Genomic DNA, 19,848 nt, shown 5'->3' with positions numbered 1-19,848 from the left:
CGTCATACCTTCTCTATTGTGGGATATTACAGAAAAAAGTATACAAAAAAAAGAAAGTGTATTACTCCACTTCCTTCTCTTCTTTATTACAAAAAACAAGTGCACTGCGGTTATATTCCACATCTTTCACTTGTAAACGTGCATTTATTACTCTAGCAAGCGCAAATAAATAATCAGATAACCTATTTACATACTTTAGAACAATTTCATTGGTTTCTCCTTCTTTTTGCAATGACACTATACAACGTTCTGCTCTTCGTATAACTGTACGTGCAATGTGTAGTGCAGCCGATACCTCGCTACCGCCTGGTAAAATAAAACGCTCTAACGGCGGCGCTTCTTCTGTATACGAATCAATTCGTCTCTCTAAATACTCGACCATCTCTATCGTTACTTTATAGGGAATTTTCTTCTCTACTATTGCTAAATCCCCTCCACAATCAAATAGTTCATGTTGAATATTTTCAAGTTCGTTATAAATGTTACGAAAACATTCCTCTTGTAATTTAGACATAGCATATCCGATATGAGAATTCGCCTCATCAATTGTGCCATAAGCTTCTACACGTATATGATCTTTATCCACTCGGCCACCTATGACACTCGTTTCCCCTTTATCACCTGTTTTTGTATAAAGTTTCATTTCATTATGGCACCTCTCTTTTTATTTTCATTCTGATTATTAAAGAAAAAAACTCTACCATTCTTTATTTAATTGCACTTACAAAAAAATAAAAAACAGTAGAGCTTATATTCATGATCACCTTTAAAAAACATACATATCTAAATTATACGATTTGGTAAATATACAGAGAATATAGTTCCTTCTCCAATGACACTTGATACAGAAATCTTCCCGTCATGACCTTGAACAATATTTTTAGCAATCGCAAGCCCGAGTCCAGTTCCAACTTTTTTCCCGCGCGTTCTCGCTTTATCAGCTTTATAGAATCGATCGAACAAGAACGGAATATCTTCTTCTGGAATACCAGCACCTGAATCTTGCACTTCGAAAGTAAGGCCACTATTTTTCGTATTAATTACAAGTGTAACATGTCCACCTGCATTTGTATGACGGATTGCATTATCAATTAAATTCGTCAATACCTGTTCCATACGGTCTGCATCAAACGGATATTGTTCAATTGGACTTTGGAAATCCACTGTTAATTGGACTTCTTTATCCTTTGCAATCCCCTGGAATTTACGGCCAATTTTTTCGACAAATGGGTGAATATCTACTTCACCTATATGTAACTCTACATGCCCACTTTCCATACGGGCTAAATCTAATAGCTCATTTACAAGTTTACCTAAACGAACAGATTCATCATAAATAATTTGAACAAACTCATTAATTTCTTCTTTCGTTTGCACAATATCATCTAAAATTGCTTCACTATATCCTTGAAGCATTACCATCGGTGTACGGAGTTCATGTGATACATTCGCAATAAAGTCTTGACGCATTTTCTCAAGACGACGCTCCTCTGTCATATCTCGCAATACTGCTACAGCTCCGCGAATTTTTGTTTGATTGTAAAGCGGTGTCATAAGAACTACGTAGTTACCTTTTTGCAAATTAATTTCAACAACTTGTTGTTGCTCACTTTCTACAACGAGATGGAATAGTTCAACAAGTTCAGAAGGCAGTTTTTTACTTAACTCCACTTCTTTTTCTTCTTGCCAAACTTGTAAGAAATGCTCTGCCGGTGGGTTGATAACAACAACTTCACCTTCTTGATTTAACGTAATAACACCATCTGCCATACTACTCAAAATGCTAGCTAACTGCTCTTTTTCTTGCTGTAGGGCATTCATATTAAACTTCAACTGTTTCCCCATTTGATTTAAAGCAGTTGCAAGCTCACCAATTTCGTCCTGCGACACCATAGGGGCTTTCGTATCAAATTTCCCGCGCGCTACCTCAAATGCAACCTCACGCATTTTACGAAGCGGTGCCGTAATTCGAGTAGATAAGAAAAATGCAAAGAAAGTTGTTAAAATAATCGCAATCCCGGCTGATAAGAAAATAAAATCAGTCGTTCTCTCCATACCTTGTATTGGAACTTGCAATGATTCATATACAAACACCGCACTTTGATTTTTTGACTGTACTGGTTTCCCGACGATCATAATATCATTTTCAGTGTTCTTATTCTTCCTACTATTAGAAGCTTTTCTAATATTATTCTTAATATCCTTTTTATCTGTAAAAACAGCTGCTAATTCTTTATCATTTTTCAAATCATCTATTGTAAGAGTAACTAATCCTTCTTGTTTCGGCGAAGAAGAAATTTCCTTACCATCTTCTACAATGATAATCCTTGAAAGTGGATCAGAAAATTTGTAAGCAATATCCTCAATCGTTTTTACATCGGCACCTTCTTCAATTAATTCCGTGACACTTGTTGCAACTTTCTGAAGCCTAGCTTCACTCATATCAACATAATACGTTCTAAAAAACTGTGAAAGTAAAATAGCAACAAATCCAAGAACAAACGAAACGAGAAGTAATATGGTCATCCATAACTTCCCTACTACACTTCTCCAAAGCATCAGTCGTTCACAACCTCAAACTTGTAACCAACGCCCCAAACGGTAACAATCATCTTCGCTGCATCTGGTGATTGTTTACTTAACTTTTCACGTAAACGCTTTACATGTGTATCAACTGTACGTAAATCTCCGAAGAACTCATATTGCCATACTTCTTTTAACAATTGCTCACGGTCAAAAACTTTATCCGGAGCTTTCGCTAAGAATAATAGTAATTCATATTCTTTCGGTGTTAAGTTTACTTCATTGCCATCCGCTGTAACACGGTGTGCATCATTATCAATTGTTAAATGAGGGAACACAGTAACATCTTTCGTCGTTGTATCTTGTGTAAAGAATGTCGTTGGTACAGCGCGGCGTAATACCGCTTTCACACGAAGTACTACTTCACGCGGGCTAAACGGTTTTACAATATAATCATCAGTTCCAACTTCAAACCCTTGTACCCTATTTACTTCCTCACCTTTTGCTGTCAGCATAATAATTGGCGTCGCTTTCTTCTCACGAATCCCTTTACACACTTCGATACCATCTTTACCAGGCATCATAATATCCAATAGGATTAAATCATAATCATTTTGTAATGCCATTTCTAAAGCTGTATCACCATTATCCGCTTCTTCAATTGTGTATTGCTCTCTTTCTAAATACATCTTTAATAAACGACGAATACGATCCTCATCGTCTACAATTAAAATTCTTGATTCATTTTCCATTTCTACCCGCTGCGTATTTTTACCACAACGGTTTACACCTACCCTTCTACAATATAATGTTGCACCTATCCTCGTTTAATTAAGCATTTTTTAACGTTCCACTTCCCATATTATGCTTCACAAGAATAATAAAGTTTGTTCATTTTTTTTCCAAAACTATGTATTTTTTTTGAACAGTATATTTGGTCCTCGACATCATTTTACAGAATCAACCACTACTTTGTCATGTTTTTCTCAAAAAAGAAGAAAAATTGACAAAAATAAAATAGGAAAGTGACATACACTCTCCTATTTTATTTCTCTATGCATATGAATGTAAACCCGCGATAATTAAGTTTACTACAATAAAGTTAAACATAATGATTGCAAAACCAATTACTGCAAGCCAGGCGGATTTTTCTCCATGCCATCCTTTAGATAAACGTAAATGCAATACTGCAGCATAAAAGAGCCAAGTAATAAGCGCCCAAACTTCTTTTGGATCCCACCCCCAAAAGCGCGTCCAAGCGATTTGAGCCCAGATCATTGCAAAGATTAACGCTCCTAATGTAAACACTGGGAATCCTATCGCAATAGAACGATATCCGATTTCATCTAATAAATCACTATTCGTATTCTTTACTAACGGCTGAAGTGCAGCTGACACTCGCTTACGTAAAACAAGTCTTAATACAATATAAAGTAGTGTTCCGACTAACACTGACCAAATAACAGTATTTAATTTTTTCGCATTTACAATCGCTGGGACTTCAACTGTTGGCTCTAATTTATTTTCCGTCATTAATTTCCCTTCATGCGGTCCAACTAAAGCAGGGAGATTATACTTCATCTCAACTTGTTGTTCATTTTTATCAATCCATTGAAACTTCGCTTCGTATTTCATACTAGAAAATACCGTTGTTACTCCAATAAATCCAACTGTACAAACAAGTGTGAAAACTACTGTCTCTAACCAAAATGTACGCTTACTTCTTGTTGATTGATCTACATTTTTCAGTAAATACATTACGCCTGTAATAAAACTAATTGCTAATATTGCTTGTCCCGCTGCCGCTGTCGTTACATGAATATGTAGCCAATTACTCTTTAAAGATGGAATAAGCGGCGAAATTTCTCTCGGGAACATACTTGCATAAGCGATTAATAAAAGAGCTACCGGTAAAGCAAATAAACCAATAATACTTACACGATATACAAAGTACATAATGATAAAAGCTCCCACAAGCATCATACCGAAGAAGGTACCAAACTCGAAGAAATTACTAACGGGTGCATGTCCTGATGCAATCCATCTTGTAATAAAATATACTATTTGCGCAATAAATCCTAAAATTGCTATAGTTATACCTATATTTGCCCACTTATGACCTTTTTCTTTAATTGATCCTCCAAAAAATAAAGTTGCAATTAAATATAAGATGAACGCGGCGAACAGAAAATTACTACTTATTTGTACCATATCGTTTCCCCACCTTAACTAATTTTTTTATCATTCATTTTATCGTGTGGTTGTGGAATCGCTGTTCCTTCTAGTACTCTTTCAATATCTTTCTTTAAGCCGAACCAATTTTTATTCGTATGGCCTGCAACCCACCATTCATCATTAACACGTTGTATCCAAATACGGCGATGGTTCCAATACATACCTTGAATCACACCAACCATAAATATAAATCCTCCAATACCGAGAATCCAAAGCGTCAAATCTTTTCTTACTGTAAGAGCTGTTGCATTTTGCATTTCCACACCTGCAAATGACATTTTATATTTATTATTCCCGTCAGGCTCTATGTTTTGCTGAATACCGACGAAACTAACTTCACCATCTGGTGTTTCCGGGGTAAACATTTTAAAGACGAATGCAGGATTATTCGGTAATTTTGTTTTCGTATTCGGCCTTCCGTTCTCATCAAAATAAAAATCAGGAAAATAGCTTAATAGTTCTAGAGAATGCCCATTTCCTAAATCATATTTTTCTGTAGGATTCGCTAAATCTACTTTAATCGGTCCCCACTTTTGATTATTTTCTTTGTTTTGCAAATGGAAAGACATGCTTTTAAATTCACTTTCTTTGTAATCCACTTGATAAACAGCAAATTGATCAAATTTCAGTGGCTCATTCACTCGAATTTCAGCTTCTTTTACCTTTTCTAACTTTGGTTTTTGACCCGCTATATTTTCTCCTACCGCTTTATATAATACAGCATTTGTTTGGAAGTTTTTCGCAATCATTTTATCACCAACACGATCAATTGCTTCATCAAAAACTTCTTTATCCTTACTCTTATCATAAACTTCCTTGATAAACTTTTCGTTTTTCAAATAGTATTGACCATCTGTTCCTGGTATTTCTTTCGTTTCACCGTCACGTAACCAAAGTGCTTCATCTACATACATACTCGGTAAAAAACGTAGCATTGCACCGAATAGAAAGATAATAAGACCAATATGGTTTACATATGGACCCCAACGGGAAAAACGTCCCTTTTCCGCTAAAACGTTCCCGTCTTCCTCTTTCACATTATAATTACGTTTCTTTAAATTAATTTGAACTCGTTCTAAGTCACCTTCATGCGGCGTACCAGTCCCGTACACTCTCTGTCTTTTTAAAAAACTTGGGTGTCTTTTCACCCCTTGTTTTTTTAAAGCTTTATAAAGAGGAATGACACGGTCTAAACTACATATAACAAGTGAAATACCAATGGAAGCAATTAAAATCATGTACCACCATGATCCATATAAATTATTAAATCCTAATTGATAGTATAATTGTCCTAAAAATCCATACTCGGTCTTATAATATTCAGCTGGTTCGATTCCTGGAGTTATGTACATTTCTTGGGGAAAGATAGTTCCTATTGCCGATGCAGCTAAAGTTATTACGATTAACCATACACCTACTTTTACAGAAGAGAAAAAACTCCAAATTTTATCGACTATCGTTTTTGTATGTGTGAGAGATCTCCGGGCACTCCCCTCATATCTCATATCCAATAATTTCATATTTTCATTACTTTCAAATGGTTTCCCACATGCTTCACAAAAAATGGTTCCTATCGGATTAACATGTCCACATTCACACTTAATTTCTTTCAAAGCTCTCACCGCCCTTTTATCTATATGTACTATTGTATATTCCAGCTTAGAGTTACCGCAATACTCAGAATTTTTAAAGCGAAGGCGCTATACGTAAGCACCTCTTATGTAAAGGCTTTCTTAATTATGGAGTAATTTTCTTTAAGTACTCTTCCAATTGTTCCTTCGTTTGCTCACCTATAATTTGCTCTACTACTTTGCCTTCTTTATCAATTAAAAAGGTTGTTGGTAATGGGCCTACTCCATATGTACCTATGATCTTTTGCCCTTTATCAATTGCAACTGGGAATTTCAAATCATATTGTTTCACAAAGTTCTTCACTGCGATATCCGTTTCATCTGCATCTAAGGCAATAATTTCAACGCCTTTTTCTTTATATTTCGGATATAACTCATTCATATAAGGCATTTCTTTTTCACAAGGTTTACACCAAGTTCCCCAAAAATTTAAAAATACACCTTTTCCCTTTAAATCTTTTAATTCTATATTCTTTCCTTCTAAATCAGTTACAACAAAGTTAGGTGCTTCTTTTCCAATTTGCATTTTCTCTTTATCAGTAAAAAATCCTTGATATAGCGTAAACCCTACCGCACCGCTTAAAATGAGCAAAATGATAACACGAAATAATAAGCGATTTTTTTTCATATTGTCTCCCCTCTCTTCGACGAGTGATAAATATATGTATTTTTTAATAAATCACCAGCGGAGCATTCCACTGGTGAAAGTTTCACAATATAAATTAGCGAGGCTTTGTAGAAGCCAATGCACGTAATTGTTTCACCTCATGTGGTGTCAATTCTCTTGCATCACCAGGACGCAAGCTACCCACTTCTAAAAAGGCATAACGTTCACGTTTTAGTTTCATTACTTTACAATCTAACGCTTCAAACATGCGGCGTACTTGACGGTTACGTCCTTCATGAATCGTTAATTGTACAATCGCCATCTCTTTACGCTTGTCCCAAGAAATAATTTTCACTTGTGCTGGTGCTGTTTTCCCATCTTCTAATGCAACACCTCGTTCTAACATGCGAATTTTATCACCTGTTAATGGCCCTTTAATTTTCGCAACATACGTTTTTTCAACCTTATATCTCGGATGCATTAATACATTTGCAAATTCACCATCATTTGTCATCAATAATACGCCAGACGTATCATAATCTAAGCGTCCGATTGGGAATAAACGTTGTCTAATTTCAGGGAAAAAGTCTGTTACAACATTTCTTCCTTTATCATCTGATACACTTGAAATTACACCAGTTGGTTTATATAGTAAAAAATAAACAGGTTCTTCTTTTTCAAGAGGGATGTTATTTACTTCCACTTTATCTTGAGGAGTTACTTTTGTTCCTAACTCCTTCACTATTTTTCCATTAACTTTCACTTTCCCTTGCTGAATTAATTCCTCAGCCTTTCTTCTCGATGCAATACCTGCTTGCGCAATCACTTTTTGTAATCGTTCCATCTCTTTTTTTCACCTCAAATTTATCTTACCTTACATTAGAAAGACTTGGCAACCGCCTAAGCTTTATGCCATTTACTTCGCCTATCTTTAACAACATAGCAATGATAATAAACGTATAAAGGCTATACCACGTTTTCACCCTTTATTATTATTTACACTTTTTCATGTTGTCCACGATAAAAGTTCACCATTTTGTCAAAAATACCGCATAAAAAAACCACTATTAAACTACACGTTAATAGTGGTCGTATACGTATTATAAGCGAAATAGCGAAAAAAATGAATAGCATTACCGAAACAATAGGGAAACAAACACAATCGAACAAATAATTCCGATTAAATCCGCAAAAAGTCCCACCTTTAATGCATCTCCCATTTTTCTAATACCGACAGCCCCAAAGTATACTGTTAATATATAAAAAGTCGTATCTGTGCTACCTTGCATCGTTGAAGCTAACCTACCAATAAACGAGTCTGGCCCATATGTAGCGATTAAATCGGTCGTAATACTTAAACCAGCAGATCCCGAAATCGGACGTATAAGTGCAAGTGGAACGATTTCGGCTGGTACATGAATAAAGTCTAACATCGGCTTCATTACCGATATCATCGCATCTAAAGCACCTGATGCCCGGAAAATAGAAATAGATACAAGCATTCCAACCATAAACGGCAAAATGGAAACCGCAATTTGAATCCCTTCTTTTCCGCCCTCAACGAACGATTCATACGTTGGAACTTTCTTTATCGTGCCATACAAAAGGATAAAACCAATTACACAAGGAATTACCCATAATGAAATTGTATTTACAATACTCATTTTTTCCGCCCCTTTCTACTCCTTCTCCGGTAAAAATAGCGGTCAATCCAAATCGCTCCAATCATCGATAACACTTGTGCTATAAATGTTACGCCAACGATTTCAGTAGGGTTTGCTGATTCATAAGTCATTCGAATTGAAATGACAGTAGTCGGAATTAATGTAATTGCTGAAGTATTTAATGCTAGAAACGTCACCATAGAACGACTTGCTGAATCCTTTCCACCATTTAACTCTTTCAGTTGTTCCATTGCTTTAATACCTAAAGGTGTTGCTGCATTACCTAACCCAAAAAAGTTCGCCATCATATTTGATAAAATGAATCCCATTGACGGGTGATCCTTCGGTATTTCTGGAAATAATCTTTTTACTATCGGCATAAAAAGTGATACTAACTTCTTTAACAATCCAGCTTCCTCAGCAATTTTCATTAAACCGAGCCAAAATACTAAAACACTAATAAGTCCAATACAAATCGTTACAGCATCTTTTGACCCTTCAAACACTGCTTTGGTCACTTCTTCCATCGTTCCATTTATCATGGCATACACAATCCCTATAACTGCCATCGCTGCCCATACGAGATTAACCATCTATCCCAACACCTATCATGTAAGAGAAGATTTCTTTTACGTTATTCCAATACATTCCCGTTGTAGCTACTAACTTTCGTTTACTGTAAAACAAATTTCGTTCTCCAACTTTCTCGTTCCCTACATAAATTTCTGTCTTCCCAATCTTTACTCCATCCGTAAGTTTTTCACTTTTATCGAGCTCAACTTTCAATAACACGCTCTTTCTTTCCTCTTCAGTTAAAGGTACAGAAAAACTATTTTTCGTATAAACATGATTGGCATATTTCTTTTCATTTATTTCAGCGAGTGCGCCTTGTCCTAAAACTTTCGCTTGCTTATAGCGTTCAAAGCCTTTATCAAACAAATTCATATGATCATCCCAGTCACTAGAAGCACTCAAAGTTACGACAATTAAATCTAGTCCATCTTTTGAAGCTGTTGTGACAAGCGTCCGTCCTGCTTTCTTCGTAAAACCTGTCTTTCCCCCTGTTGCAAATTCATAATAAGATGTCACAAGCTTATGTTTATTTTTCCACGGATAATCCCAAGAATCTGATTTATACGTTTTTGTTCCAAAAATTTTCTTAAAGGTCTCGTTCCCCATTGCATATTTCGTTAATAATGCCATGTCATAAGCCGACGAATAATGCGATCCATCCCCATCCAAGCCATGCGGGTTTGAGAAATGTGTATCTTTCATTCCGATTTCTTTCGCCTTTTCATTCATTAAATATACGAACCCTTCTATACTCCCTCCCACATTTTCAGCAATTACTTGTGCTGCATCATTACCAGATCTAAGCATTAATCCGTAAACTAAATCTTCTAGCTTCACTTTTTGTCCAGGTTTTAAATAAATTGCCGATCCTTCTACTCGTACCGCTTCATTACTAACCGATACTAACTCTTTCATTTTTCCTGATTCAGCAGCTAACAATGCTGTCATAATTTTTGTTATACTAGCAATTTTTTGTGGCTCATGTTCTAATTTTCCATATAGCACACGACCGGATTGTTGTTCCATTAAGACTGCGTTACGAGCACTGACACCACCGTTCATTTTTGCATATGCAGGAATCGGCATAACGCTTGCGTACATTATAATTAGCGTAATTATTATACAAATCCGTCTCATATTTCCCCCCCACGTCCTTTTGGCACTTTTTGTACAAGTTTATGCTTGGCCTTTTAAAATATGAACGAAATCTTCCTTCCACCTTCACTAAAAAAGACGCATGGGATATGCGTCTAATACGGTGTCCATTCAATTTGCTTCGCACTTTCAAATCTCTTTTCTACATCTGGCCAATTTACAACATTCCACCAATTTTTAATATATTCATCTTTTCGATTTTGATATTGTAAATAATACGCATGTTCCCATACATCCAGTACAAGGAGTGGTATCGTATCCCACTGTGTAAACAATTGATGAAGCGTGCTTTGCAAAATTTCTAATCTTCCGGACCGAGGCACCCATACAAGGATTGCCCATCCAGACCCCTCAACTTTCGAGGCCGCCTCTGTAAAATGTTTTTGGAAACGTAAGTAACTCCCAAAATCCTTCTCAATTTCTTGTGATAATGCCCCTCGTGGACCCCCGCCCCCATCTTTTTTCATATTATTCCAAAATATCGTGTGTAAGTAATGACCTGATCCATGAAAAGCCGCTTCTCTTTCCCAATGCTTAATTAAATCAAATTGATTTGTTTTTCTCGCTTCTTCCATCATCTTCTCTGCTTTATTTAATCCTTCCACGTAACTACGATGATGTTTATCATGGTGTAACATCATAATTTCTCGTGAAATGTACGGTTCTAGCGCATTATATGGATAAGGTAATGGCGGAAGGGTATGCCCCCCAATCGGAACAGCTCGTTCGCTATCCCCTCTTTCACATAGTTCATATTCCTCTCCTTCTTGCATAAATACTTCCTGTAAATGGTGTTGAATATGTTCTACATCCTCACTTATTTCATACATAAACTCGGCATCTGTGTCGTATTCATGCTCTTTCATACGCTCTAATAACGTCTGAATTTTATAAGCAAGCATATGGACATCATACACTTCCATTGCACGGCTATCTAATACGTGAAGAACACTTTCACACCAACTTTCTACTTCATGAAAGTAATCTGTAAATACACCTTGCTGACTCATGTTACACCTCCTTATTGCTATCCACTTAAATATATTCAATGAAAATCCCTTATATAACTGTACAAAAGGAAAAGAAGCTAAGTGTCCTTAGCTTCTTTTCCTTAATTAATATTTGTGCAACATTTTTGTTTGGTAATCTGTCTCATAATATTCTAGTTCTTCACGCATCAATTGAAATTTCCCTTCTAACTCCTTCATCACTCGTTCTATAGATACAGGAGGGATTTGCTGAAAAACAATAGAATTTTTCCCTGTATAAGCAGAACGACTATTTTCATACCAATGATCATTCTTTGGCGAAAAAAACTCTGCAATTACTTGATGGTAAATCTTATATAAAACTTTTTCAGCTGCGGTCTTTCGAAATGGTTGGCCATTCAACAAAACAAAACATGCATCAAGTCCTTCTTCACAAAAAACAAGAAGTCTTCTTATTGATGCTAATATACCTTTATAATATTGCTCGTTTCCTGTTGGTGTCTCCTCCAATAAAGAAGGTAACGTATGATAATTCACATAATTAGTTATCAAGGAAATTACATCTTCTAAAAATATAGAAACTTGTTCTGTTTGATTTTCAACCATCAAATTAGACATGGCTTCTCTCTCCTTTGCCGTTTTACGCTATTTCTACTCTTTTATTTTTATGTAATTCAGCTAATATTTCTTGTACTTTCACCACTGTTCCCTCGTCAAAGTATCGTTGAAAGTCTGTTACTTCATTGAGATACAAGCGCTTCTGCGCGCGTAGCTCTTTATTGTTCACTAAACAAGCGATCGCTACAATATCTCGTAAATATACGTCTTGTTCTTCTACTTTATAAACTGGATTTCCTTCAAAAGGGGTAATTTCTTGTAAAATTTCTTCAAAATATCGAACATATAAGACAGAAAAGGTTTTTTCTTGATTATTTAATATATATGTCACTTCAGATCTATTGAAAAAATCTTCTGATGTATTCGGTTTTGCTTTTTCTAACTCATATCCTGCATAACCTATTATAATCATCTACTTCCCCTCTCTTCCTTCTTTCATCTTATCTTATCTTAACTTAATTTTCTGATAAACGAAATATTCTTTTAAATATAACCTATATAAAAAATAGCTTCCCTATACAGGAATTTACCTTTTTATTTTTCTTGAAGTTTGTCATAATAATATTATTGTCTCAGTTTTCTTACACAAGGAGAGTTGTATTTATGTCGTTTTCATGGAAACGTTTCTTACAAATAGGGAAAATAATCTTCCCATTTGTTGTCTTAACAATTGTTTTCTTTCAAGCTAAAAAAGAATTAGCAGGCATTTCTTTTTTAGAAGCAATTGAAACAATTAAAAACATTCCAACTGGTGGGGTATTTTTAGCGATTACACTCGGTGCATTTGCTGTTTCAACAATGTTCTTTTATGACTTTGTTATGCTTCGTTACTTAAAAGCAGATATACCTGTACAAAAGATTTTCCGCATCTCATGGATTGCAAATACTTTAAATGGATTTATCGGTTTTGGTGGTCTTGTTGGTGCCGGTGTACGTACAATGCTCTATCGTCCACATATAAAAGAGAATGGGAAACTTATTAAAAGCATTGCTTGGATGACAACCGCTTTTATTAACGGATTAGCCATTCTGTCATTCCTCGGCCTTATTGGGATATTAGACACTAGTTTTATTCTGCACGAAAAACCGTGGTTATGGCCTGTTCTTATCTTCTTTGCTCTTTTCGTTCCTATATATATTGGGTTTTCTAAAATTAAAAATAGAAAAACAAAACAGCTAGACGGACAAGAGACTGAAGAAGAAGAGAAAAATCCAACTGTTTTATATTCATTAGTTTCATTAGTCGAGTGGGTATCTGCTGGTATCGTTATGTACGTCATTTTAATATTGTTTGGAATTGATATCGAATTTCAAAAGTTTTTAGGTGTTTATGTAATTGCTGCTTTAGCTGGTGTCGTAAGTCTTGTCCCTGGTGGCCTTGGTTCATTTGATCTTGTTTTCTTAACCGGACTAGGACAATACGGAGTTGATACAGGCGTATTACTACCCGCTATGTTATTATATCGACTTGTCTATTACATCTTACCATTCTGCCTTGGTCTCATTTTTGCAGCATTTGAAATGACAGGAGCGGCCATAAAAAAAATTGAAGATAAACCATTTATTGCACCTGCATTAGAAACAACTGGTGTAATTTGGACTTTACAACGTGATTTTTTAGGGAAATTAGGTTCATGGGCATCCGCCGCTTTAACCGTATTCGCTGGCTTAATGGTTATTCTATCAACAATTTTACCGACTAGTATAAATCGAGCTCACGCCTTACATATTTTAGCTCCAAAGCACCTTATTCAATTTTCTTTTAGCTTATCATTAACATTCGGTATTCTCCTCCTGATTCTTTCGCGAGGCATATATTATGGAACAAAGCGTTCTTACTATATGACGATTGTTTCTTTAATTGGAGCAGCAATTTTTAATACCCTAAAAGGAATTGATATTGAAGAAACCTTTATTTTATTAATCGTACTTGCTGTGTTGTATATGCTTCGTAAAAGATTTGTACGCGAGAAAATGGAAGTCTCTCTTTCTGACATCGTAAAAGTGTTTATCTTCTTATTACTTACGTTATATTTATATAAAAACTTAGGTATTTTATTTGCGGGTGCAAAAGAAGCGTTCCAACCTGATTTTGTCGTTCGAAATATTACACAAGTTAAACGAAGTGCATTAGCAGCAGCCTTTTTCGTTCCTACTTTTTTACTTATCGGTTCACTAATTGCCAATCGTTACCGTAGTCAATTTCCCGGGCAACCAGCAAATGATAAAAGGTTAGAAAACTTCTTAGATGAACATGGTGGGAACGTACTTAGTCATTTAGGTTTTTTAGGAGATAAACAGTTCTTCTTCAGTAGTGACGGAAAAGCACTTCTTCTCTTTTCAATTACTGGAAAACGTCTTGTTGTACTAGGTGATCCAATTGGTGATCCATCCTCCTACCGCACTGTGTTACAAGAATTTTTAGCTGAAGCTGATCGATTTGGGTATATTTGCGTATTCTATCAAATTGAAAGCAAATGGATGAGCTTATACCACGATTTCGGCTACAACTTCTTTAAACTTGGCGAAGAGGCTGTCGTTGATTTAAATACCTTTACAATAACAGGAAAAAAACGTGCTGGTATGCGAGCTACTTTCAACCGTTTTGAACGAGAAGGTTATACATTCTCTATTCATGAGCCACCATTCTCAGACGAATTATACAAGGAATTAAAGAAAGTGTCTGATGCTTGGCTCGGCGGAAAAAAAGAGAAAGGATTTTCACTTGGGTACTTCGATCGTGAGTATATTAGTCGTGCCCCTATCGCTACATTATCTGATGCAGAGGGAAAAATCATTGCATTCACAACCTTTATGCCAGTATATCAAAGTGGCATATTATCTGTTGATTTAATGCGTTATTATCCAGATGCCCCTAGCGGAATTATGGATGCAATTTTTATCCACTTATTCCACTGGGCAAAAGAAAATGAATACCATTCCTTTAATATTGGTATGGCACCACTCTCAAATGTCGGTTTATCAACGCAATCGTTCTGGTCTGAACGAGTTGCTGCTGCAATATTTAATAACGTTCGTTACACATATAGCTTCAGCGGTTTACGACATTTCAAAGAAAAATACAAACCTGCATGGAGTGGAAAATATTTAGCATTTCGAAAGAATCATTCTTTACCAATTACAATGCTCTCTGTAACAAAATTAATAGGAAAACGAAAAAACAGCTAAGTACTTAGCTGTTTTTTCGTTTTTGCACTTGTATACTAAACTCCTTTTCATACTTCTTACCATTTATATAGAAATCCCCCCATATTTTATATGTTCCTTCTTCTGGAAATGTAATACGATATTGTAATTGTTCATCCGTATCAACAGGAATGGCATATAAAAAATGTTTCCTCGTTTCATCAACGATATATATAGCGTTGACTTCACCTCTCCCTGAATTTAATTTCAACTTTTCTCCCTTTTTCGCTTGAAACTGAAATGTTAATGTCGTTGCCTCATTCGGATGTAATGCACCAAATAAAAGAGACACTTGATGCTCTCCTATATTTTTTGTAAGTACAGTATCGACAGGTAGTTTCTTTTTATTCTTGTCCTTGTTTTTCTCCTTTTTTTCTTCACCAAAATCTTTCTTAGAAAATGATTCCACGGACTTGTTTTCATCTTCATACAAAAATATCGTGTACTCTTCACCTTTTGCTACATCTGAAGATAGCTTATACGATCCATTTCCAGCAAATATAGGCTTCGTTTGTTGTATGTTTTTCAAATTCCCATCCACTATCACTGCTCGAATTTGATCGTTCACACCACGAACTTCATTATTCATTTTATTTAGCAATTGAAACGAAATATCGACTTTTTCATTTCCCTTTTTATTCTTCACATCCCATTTCACTTCTTGAACATCTCCGGTCGTTTCTACAGTTTCTTGATATTTTTTTATGTAAAATCCTCCTGCCACAATAAGTACTAGTGCAATAAGCCCAATGACAAGATTTTTCAAAATATCACCTACCATTTTTATTGTCTTTATCCATGCAAAACCTCTTAAATATATATTCTAGATTATGATTTATGAAATCCTCCTCTTTTGCACATATTACAAATAAAAAAGATTTTAATTGAAAGGAGTCGTAGTGTATAATGCAAATGATATTGATTTCTATCAATACATTATAAGGAGGATTTTTCATGAGTGTACATATTGAAGCAAAACAAGGCGAAATTGCTGAATCTATTCTATTACCTGGCGATCCATTACGTGCAAAATATATTGCTGAAACATTTTTAGAGGATGTTACTTGTTATAACAACGTGCGTGGCATGTTAGGTTTCACTGGAACTTATAAAGGAAAGCGTGTATCTGTTCAAGGTACAGGTATGGGTGTTCCTTCTATTTCTATTTATGTAAACGAATTAATTCAAAGCTACGGAGTGAAAAATTTAATTCGTGTTGGGACATGTGGTGCAATTCAAAAAGATGTTAAGGTACGTGACATTATTATTGCGATGACGGCTTGTACAGATTCTAATATGAACCGCTTAACATTCCCAGGTTTTGATTTTGCTCCTGCTGCAAACTTTGATCTTTTAAAGAAAGCTTACGATGCTGGAACAGAAAAAGGATTACACGTTCGTGTTGGTAACGTATTAACAGCAGATGTATTTTATCGTGAGAGCATGGACATGGTTAAAAAACTTGGAGATTACGGTGTATTAGCAGTAGAGATGGAAACGACTGCTCTTTACACATTAGCAGCTAAATATGGTGTAAATGCATTATCTGTATTAACAGTAAGCGACCATATCTTCACTGGTGAAGAAACAACATCTGAAGAGCGTCAAACTACATTTAACGAAATGATTGAAATCGCTTTAGATGCAGCAATTCAGCAATAGCACACTAAAGAACTTGTCATACGTCTGGCGAGTTCTTTTTTATGCTACAATACTTCGACAGTCACTGCACCTTCTCTTTATGTGACTTTCTATAAAAAACTACTTTAGAGAGAGACAGATTTATCCCCTCTACTTTTTTGTAACCTTTGTTATAATTAAGAAATCATTTATATTACAGTATTTTTCATACGAGGTGAAACAGTGAAGAACAGAAGCATCGTCTTTAAACTATTTTTATTAACATCAACTTTATTTACAATCATATTTCTCCTTTTTTTCCTTGGACAATCTCTATTTTTAGAGAAGTTCTATATTAATAAGAAAGTAAAAACCGTTCAAACGGCTTTTGAAAAATTCGTAGATAATTATGAAAAAAGTGATCAAGGATTTGAGGAAACTAGAAAATTAAAACAAGAATTTCATGATAAAACAAATGCCGAAATCCAATTTTTAGATTCTAACGGAATTATTAAAAGTGAAAACAGTTTTTACATTGATGTGATTAACCCTAACAATAATAAAACCTATTCCATCCCCCTTAACAATCTTTTAACACCAGAAGAATATAATAAATTCGCAAACTTAGGATTAAAAAAAGATGGAATAATTTATGTAGACGGACTACTCCAACCGAATAATATAATAACACCTCAAGAATTAATAACTAATAATACTAGATGGGAAAATGAACAATTCAATTCAGATTTTCAATCCATTAGTGGTAATCCATCTAAAAATAAACTTAAAAATCGATATGATAATACTGGTTCTCCAATCCATTTTACTGGGGTAATATCTAAATTACAGCTTCCTTCCAAGACTGAGGTTCGTCTTGCAAAGGATTTTGAAACATTACAAGCTGTTCAATATTTTGCAAGAACTATTAGACAAGGTACTTCTAATTCAAATCAATTAAACACGTATATTTTAGATAGTGGGGAAAATATAAAAAACAGTGTCTTTGTAAAGCCTATTATGAAAAACGGAGAAATTAAGGAGTACGCTTTTGCGATAGCATCTTTACAACCTGTTAATGAAGCGATGCTCGTTTTAAAAGATTATTATGTCTATGCCTTAATTATCGTATTTCTCGTTATTATTTTGTTATCCTTCTACTACTCAAAAATCATTGTTAAACCATTAATTAAGATAAATCGCGTTACAAAAAAAATGGCCAACTTTGATTTTAGCGAGAAGTTACCTGTTACAGCAGACGATGAAATTGGCGGGTTATCAAGTAGTATTAATACACTCTCTGTAAATTTAAAAGATCGCATCGACCGATTAAATGTTGCCAATACAAAATTACAACAAGATATTGAACGCGAACGTCAATTAGAAAAAACGAGAAAAGAATTCATTTCTGGTGTATCTCATGAATTAAAAACACCACTTAGTGTTATTCGTAGCTTCGCTGAGGGTATTCAAGATGGCGTAAGTAAAGATACGACATATTATACAAATGTTATTTTGGAAGAGACAGATAATATGAACAGGCTCATTGTTGAAATGTTAGAATTAGCAAAACTAGAATCTGGTACGTACAAACTAGAAATTTCGACATTCTCAATCGGTGAATTAATTCAACAAATCTATACAAAATTATTATTTAGTATGGAGGAAAAACATTTACAAGTGGACATCCATGCTGACTCTTCTCTATTTGTTAAAGCAAATCGTAGCCGTATTGAGCAAGTAGTTGTAAACTTACTTAGCAATGCAATTCGATATACTCCAGATGGTGAAAAAATACACGTCTCTGTTGTAGAAACGGAAGATACAGTAAAAATCGAAATTGAAAACACAGGCAATCCTATTCCAGAGGAAAGCCTTGAAAAAATTTGGGATCGCTTCTACCGTTTAGACGCTTCTCGTAGCCGTCATACTGGAGGTACTGGCCTTGGGTTATCCATTGTAAAAAACATTTTAGATCTCCATCACGCCGAGTACGGTGTGTATAATACCACTAATAGCGTTGTATTTTATTTTAATTTACAAAAAGTGAAAGAAGTCAAATAATTTGTCTTAATTTCACTAGGAGTTCACATGAAATTCACACTCTCCCTTTATAGTAAGAAACAAGTTAATCCTTTCCTTTACACATATAAAAGAGGAGAGTGCGTGAAATGAAACAAGCAGGACAACCTATTCAAAACGAAAAACAATTAGAAACTATCAAAAATATACTTTTACAATCTTCGAAACGTGATGGCTTATTATTCGTATTAGCTGTAAATTCTGGCTTAAAAGTAAGTGAAATCTTACAATTAAAAGTTAGTGATGTAATCGATGAAGACGAAAATGTTCGCCATTCCATTTTATTTTACAATGAAAAAGTAAAGAAACATAAATGGTTTGCTGTAAATGAAGACTTACAGCACGCAATCGAAGACTACATGAAAGAACGTAAAACTTGGAAACGTAATGAACCATTATTAAAGTCTCAAAAAGGAACAAAGTCTATTACGAGACAACATGCATGGTACATTTTAAACAAAGCTGCAAAAGAAGTTGGATTAGAAGGGATTAGCTCACATACACTTCGAAAAACTTGGGGCTATTGTGCATACAAATCAGGTGTTGATATTGCATTTTTACAACACTTCTTTGATCACAGTACTCCATCAAAAACTTTAAAGTATATCGGTATTGCTTAATAACTCTTATACATAAAAAAGGTTACCATTTGTAAATTTGGTAACCTTTTTTATGTTTCATATTCTCTTTTCTTGTCTCTCCTATACTGTAGTGGTAATCTAATAGTAAGGGGGAGAAATTATGAACACATTAACAATTGAATTACCGAAAGAAACGGCTGAAAAACTTGATTTATTAAAGAAATCTTATGAAAAGAAAACAGGTGCTACAATTTCTGAAAGCACTCTTGTTCAAACACTTATCTCAAAGGAATTTATCCAAGCGATAACTCCTTTTGATTTACAACAATTCGTCAATGGAAAAGAACAGCAGTAATCGCTGTTCTT

19 protein-coding genes are annotated in these 19,848 nt (G+C 34.9%); 5 read left to right on the top strand and 14 right to left on the bottom strand.

Annotation, left to right across the window (positions count from 1 at the left end; genetic code table 11):
* Positions 1–61: 61 nt before the first annotated feature.
* The 13 genes from MHB76_RS07380 to MHB76_RS07320 form a co-directional block, all read right to left on the bottom strand.
* Positions 62–643, bottom strand: coding sequence for a cob(I)yrinic acid a,c-diamide adenosyltransferase (locus tag MHB76_RS07380; RefSeq protein ID WP_088078167.1), 582 nt, complete (start codon positions 641–643; stop codon positions 62–64).
* Positions 644–783: 140 nt separating this feature from the next.
* Complete coding sequence (gene resE, locus MHB76_RS07375; RefSeq protein ID WP_087947258.1) at positions 784–2,559, bottom strand: sensor histidine kinase ResE; 1,776 nt, start codon at positions 2,557–2,559, stop codon at positions 784–786.
* Positions 2,559–3,275: a DNA-binding response regulator ResD gene (resD, locus tag MHB76_RS07370; RefSeq protein ID WP_002158614.1), complete on the bottom strand. Its 717-nt coding sequence runs from the start codon at positions 3,273–3,275 to the stop codon at positions 2,559–2,561. Before resD ends, resE begins: the two co-directional genes overlap by 1 nt.
* A gap of 301 nt (positions 3,276–3,576) precedes the next feature.
* Entirely contained in the window at positions 3,577–4,734 is a 1,158-nt protein-coding gene (resC, locus tag MHB76_RS07365; protein WP_002158615.1) for a cytochrome c biogenesis protein ResC, read from the bottom strand.
* Between the two features lie 14 nt (positions 4,735–4,748).
* The gene (gene resB / locus MHB76_RS07360; protein WP_078174424.1) at positions 4,749–6,371 is read right to left on the bottom strand and encodes a cytochrome c biogenesis protein ResB; all 1,623 of its coding nucleotides are present in this window, start codon (positions 6,369–6,371) and stop codon (positions 4,749–4,751) included.
* A gap of 124 nt (positions 6,372–6,495) precedes the next feature.
* Positions 6,496–7,017 carry a thiol-disulfide oxidoreductase ResA gene (resA, locus tag MHB76_RS07355; protein ID WP_002064495.1) on the bottom strand — a complete coding sequence of 174 codons (522 nt, stop codon included), beginning with the start codon at positions 7,015–7,017 and terminating at the stop codon, positions 6,496–6,498.
* 94 nt (positions 7,018–7,111) lie between these two features.
* Complete coding sequence (gene rluB, locus MHB76_RS07350; protein WP_002064494.1) at positions 7,112–7,840, bottom strand: 23S rRNA pseudouridine(2605) synthase RluB; 729 nt, start codon at positions 7,838–7,840, stop codon at positions 7,112–7,114.
* Between the two features lie 289 nt (positions 7,841–8,129).
* Entirely contained in the window at positions 8,130–8,660 is a 531-nt protein-coding gene (gene spmB / locus MHB76_RS07345; protein ID WP_002086660.1) for a spore maturation protein SpmB, read from the bottom strand.
* Entirely contained in the window at positions 8,657–9,253 is a 597-nt protein-coding gene (spmA, locus tag MHB76_RS07340) for a spore maturation protein SpmA (protein ID WP_002086662.1), read from the bottom strand. Before spmA ends, spmB begins: the two co-directional genes overlap by 4 nt.
* A complete protein-coding gene (locus MHB76_RS07335) occupies positions 9,246–10,370 on the bottom strand; it encodes a D-alanyl-D-alanine carboxypeptidase family protein (RefSeq protein ID WP_002158617.1) in 1,125 nt (374 codons plus the stop codon). The genes spmA and MHB76_RS07335 overlap by 8 nt, the downstream gene beginning before the upstream one ends.
* 113 nt (positions 10,371–10,483) lie before the next feature.
* Positions 10,484–11,398: a superoxide dismutase gene (locus MHB76_RS07330; protein WP_016104311.1), complete on the bottom strand. Its 915-nt coding sequence runs from the start codon at positions 11,396–11,398 to the stop codon at positions 10,484–10,486.
* 105 nt (positions 11,399–11,503) lie between these two features.
* Positions 11,504–11,995: a YpuI family protein gene (locus MHB76_RS07325; RefSeq protein WP_002149419.1), complete on the bottom strand. Its 492-nt coding sequence runs from the start codon at positions 11,993–11,995 to the stop codon at positions 11,504–11,506.
* Between the two features lie 22 nt (positions 11,996–12,017).
* On the bottom strand, positions 12,018–12,407 hold the full coding sequence (locus MHB76_RS07320; RefSeq protein ID WP_002149420.1) for a hypothetical protein: 390 nt from the start codon (positions 12,405–12,407) through the stop codon (positions 12,018–12,020).
* 191 nt (positions 12,408–12,598) lie between these two features.
* Here MHB76_RS07320 and mprF point away from each other — a divergent pair, with 191 nt between their 5' ends.
* Positions 12,599–15,184: a bifunctional lysylphosphatidylglycerol flippase/synthetase MprF gene (gene mprF / locus MHB76_RS07315; protein WP_002202630.1), complete on the top strand. Its 2,586-nt coding sequence runs from the start codon at positions 12,599–12,601 to the stop codon at positions 15,182–15,184.
* Positions 15,185–15,188: 4 nt separating this feature from the next.
* Here the strand turns inward: mprF and MHB76_RS07310 are convergent, their stop codons facing one another.
* Entirely contained in the window at positions 15,189–15,983 is a 795-nt protein-coding gene (locus MHB76_RS07310; RefSeq protein ID WP_078174425.1) for a hypothetical protein, read from the bottom strand.
* Between the two features lie 173 nt (positions 15,984–16,156).
* Between MHB76_RS07310 and deoD the strand changes: the two genes are divergently transcribed.
* From deoD to MHB76_RS07290, 4 genes are all read left to right on the top strand, one after another.
* Entirely contained in the window at positions 16,157–16,864 is a 708-nt protein-coding gene (gene deoD / locus MHB76_RS07305; protein WP_002158622.1) for a purine-nucleoside phosphorylase, read from the top strand.
* Between the two features lie 201 nt (positions 16,865–17,065).
* Positions 17,066–18,883 carry a sensor histidine kinase gene (locus tag MHB76_RS07300; RefSeq protein WP_078174426.1) on the top strand — a complete coding sequence of 606 codons (1,818 nt, stop codon included), beginning with the start codon at positions 17,066–17,068 and terminating at the stop codon, positions 18,881–18,883.
* A 107-nt stretch (positions 18,884–18,990) separates the two neighbouring features.
* Positions 18,991–19,521, top strand: coding sequence for a tyrosine-type recombinase/integrase (locus MHB76_RS07295; RefSeq protein ID WP_000806230.1), 531 nt, complete (start codon positions 18,991–18,993; stop codon positions 19,519–19,521).
* A 121-nt stretch (positions 19,522–19,642) separates the two neighbouring features.
* Complete coding sequence (locus MHB76_RS07290) at positions 19,643–19,837, top strand: DUF3924 family protein (protein WP_002149425.1); 195 nt, start codon at positions 19,643–19,645, stop codon at positions 19,835–19,837.
* Positions 19,838–19,848: the final 11 nt, after the last annotated feature.

This window comes from Bacillus sp. FSL M7-1345, from assembly GCF_038006985.1.
In the GTDB taxonomy this organism is placed as follows: Bacteria; Bacillota; Bacilli; order Bacillales; family Bacillaceae_G; genus Bacillus_A; species Bacillus_A cereus_U.
Note: the sequence above shows the minus strand (reverse complement) of the source record. Positions and strands in the feature narration are given on the sequence as shown.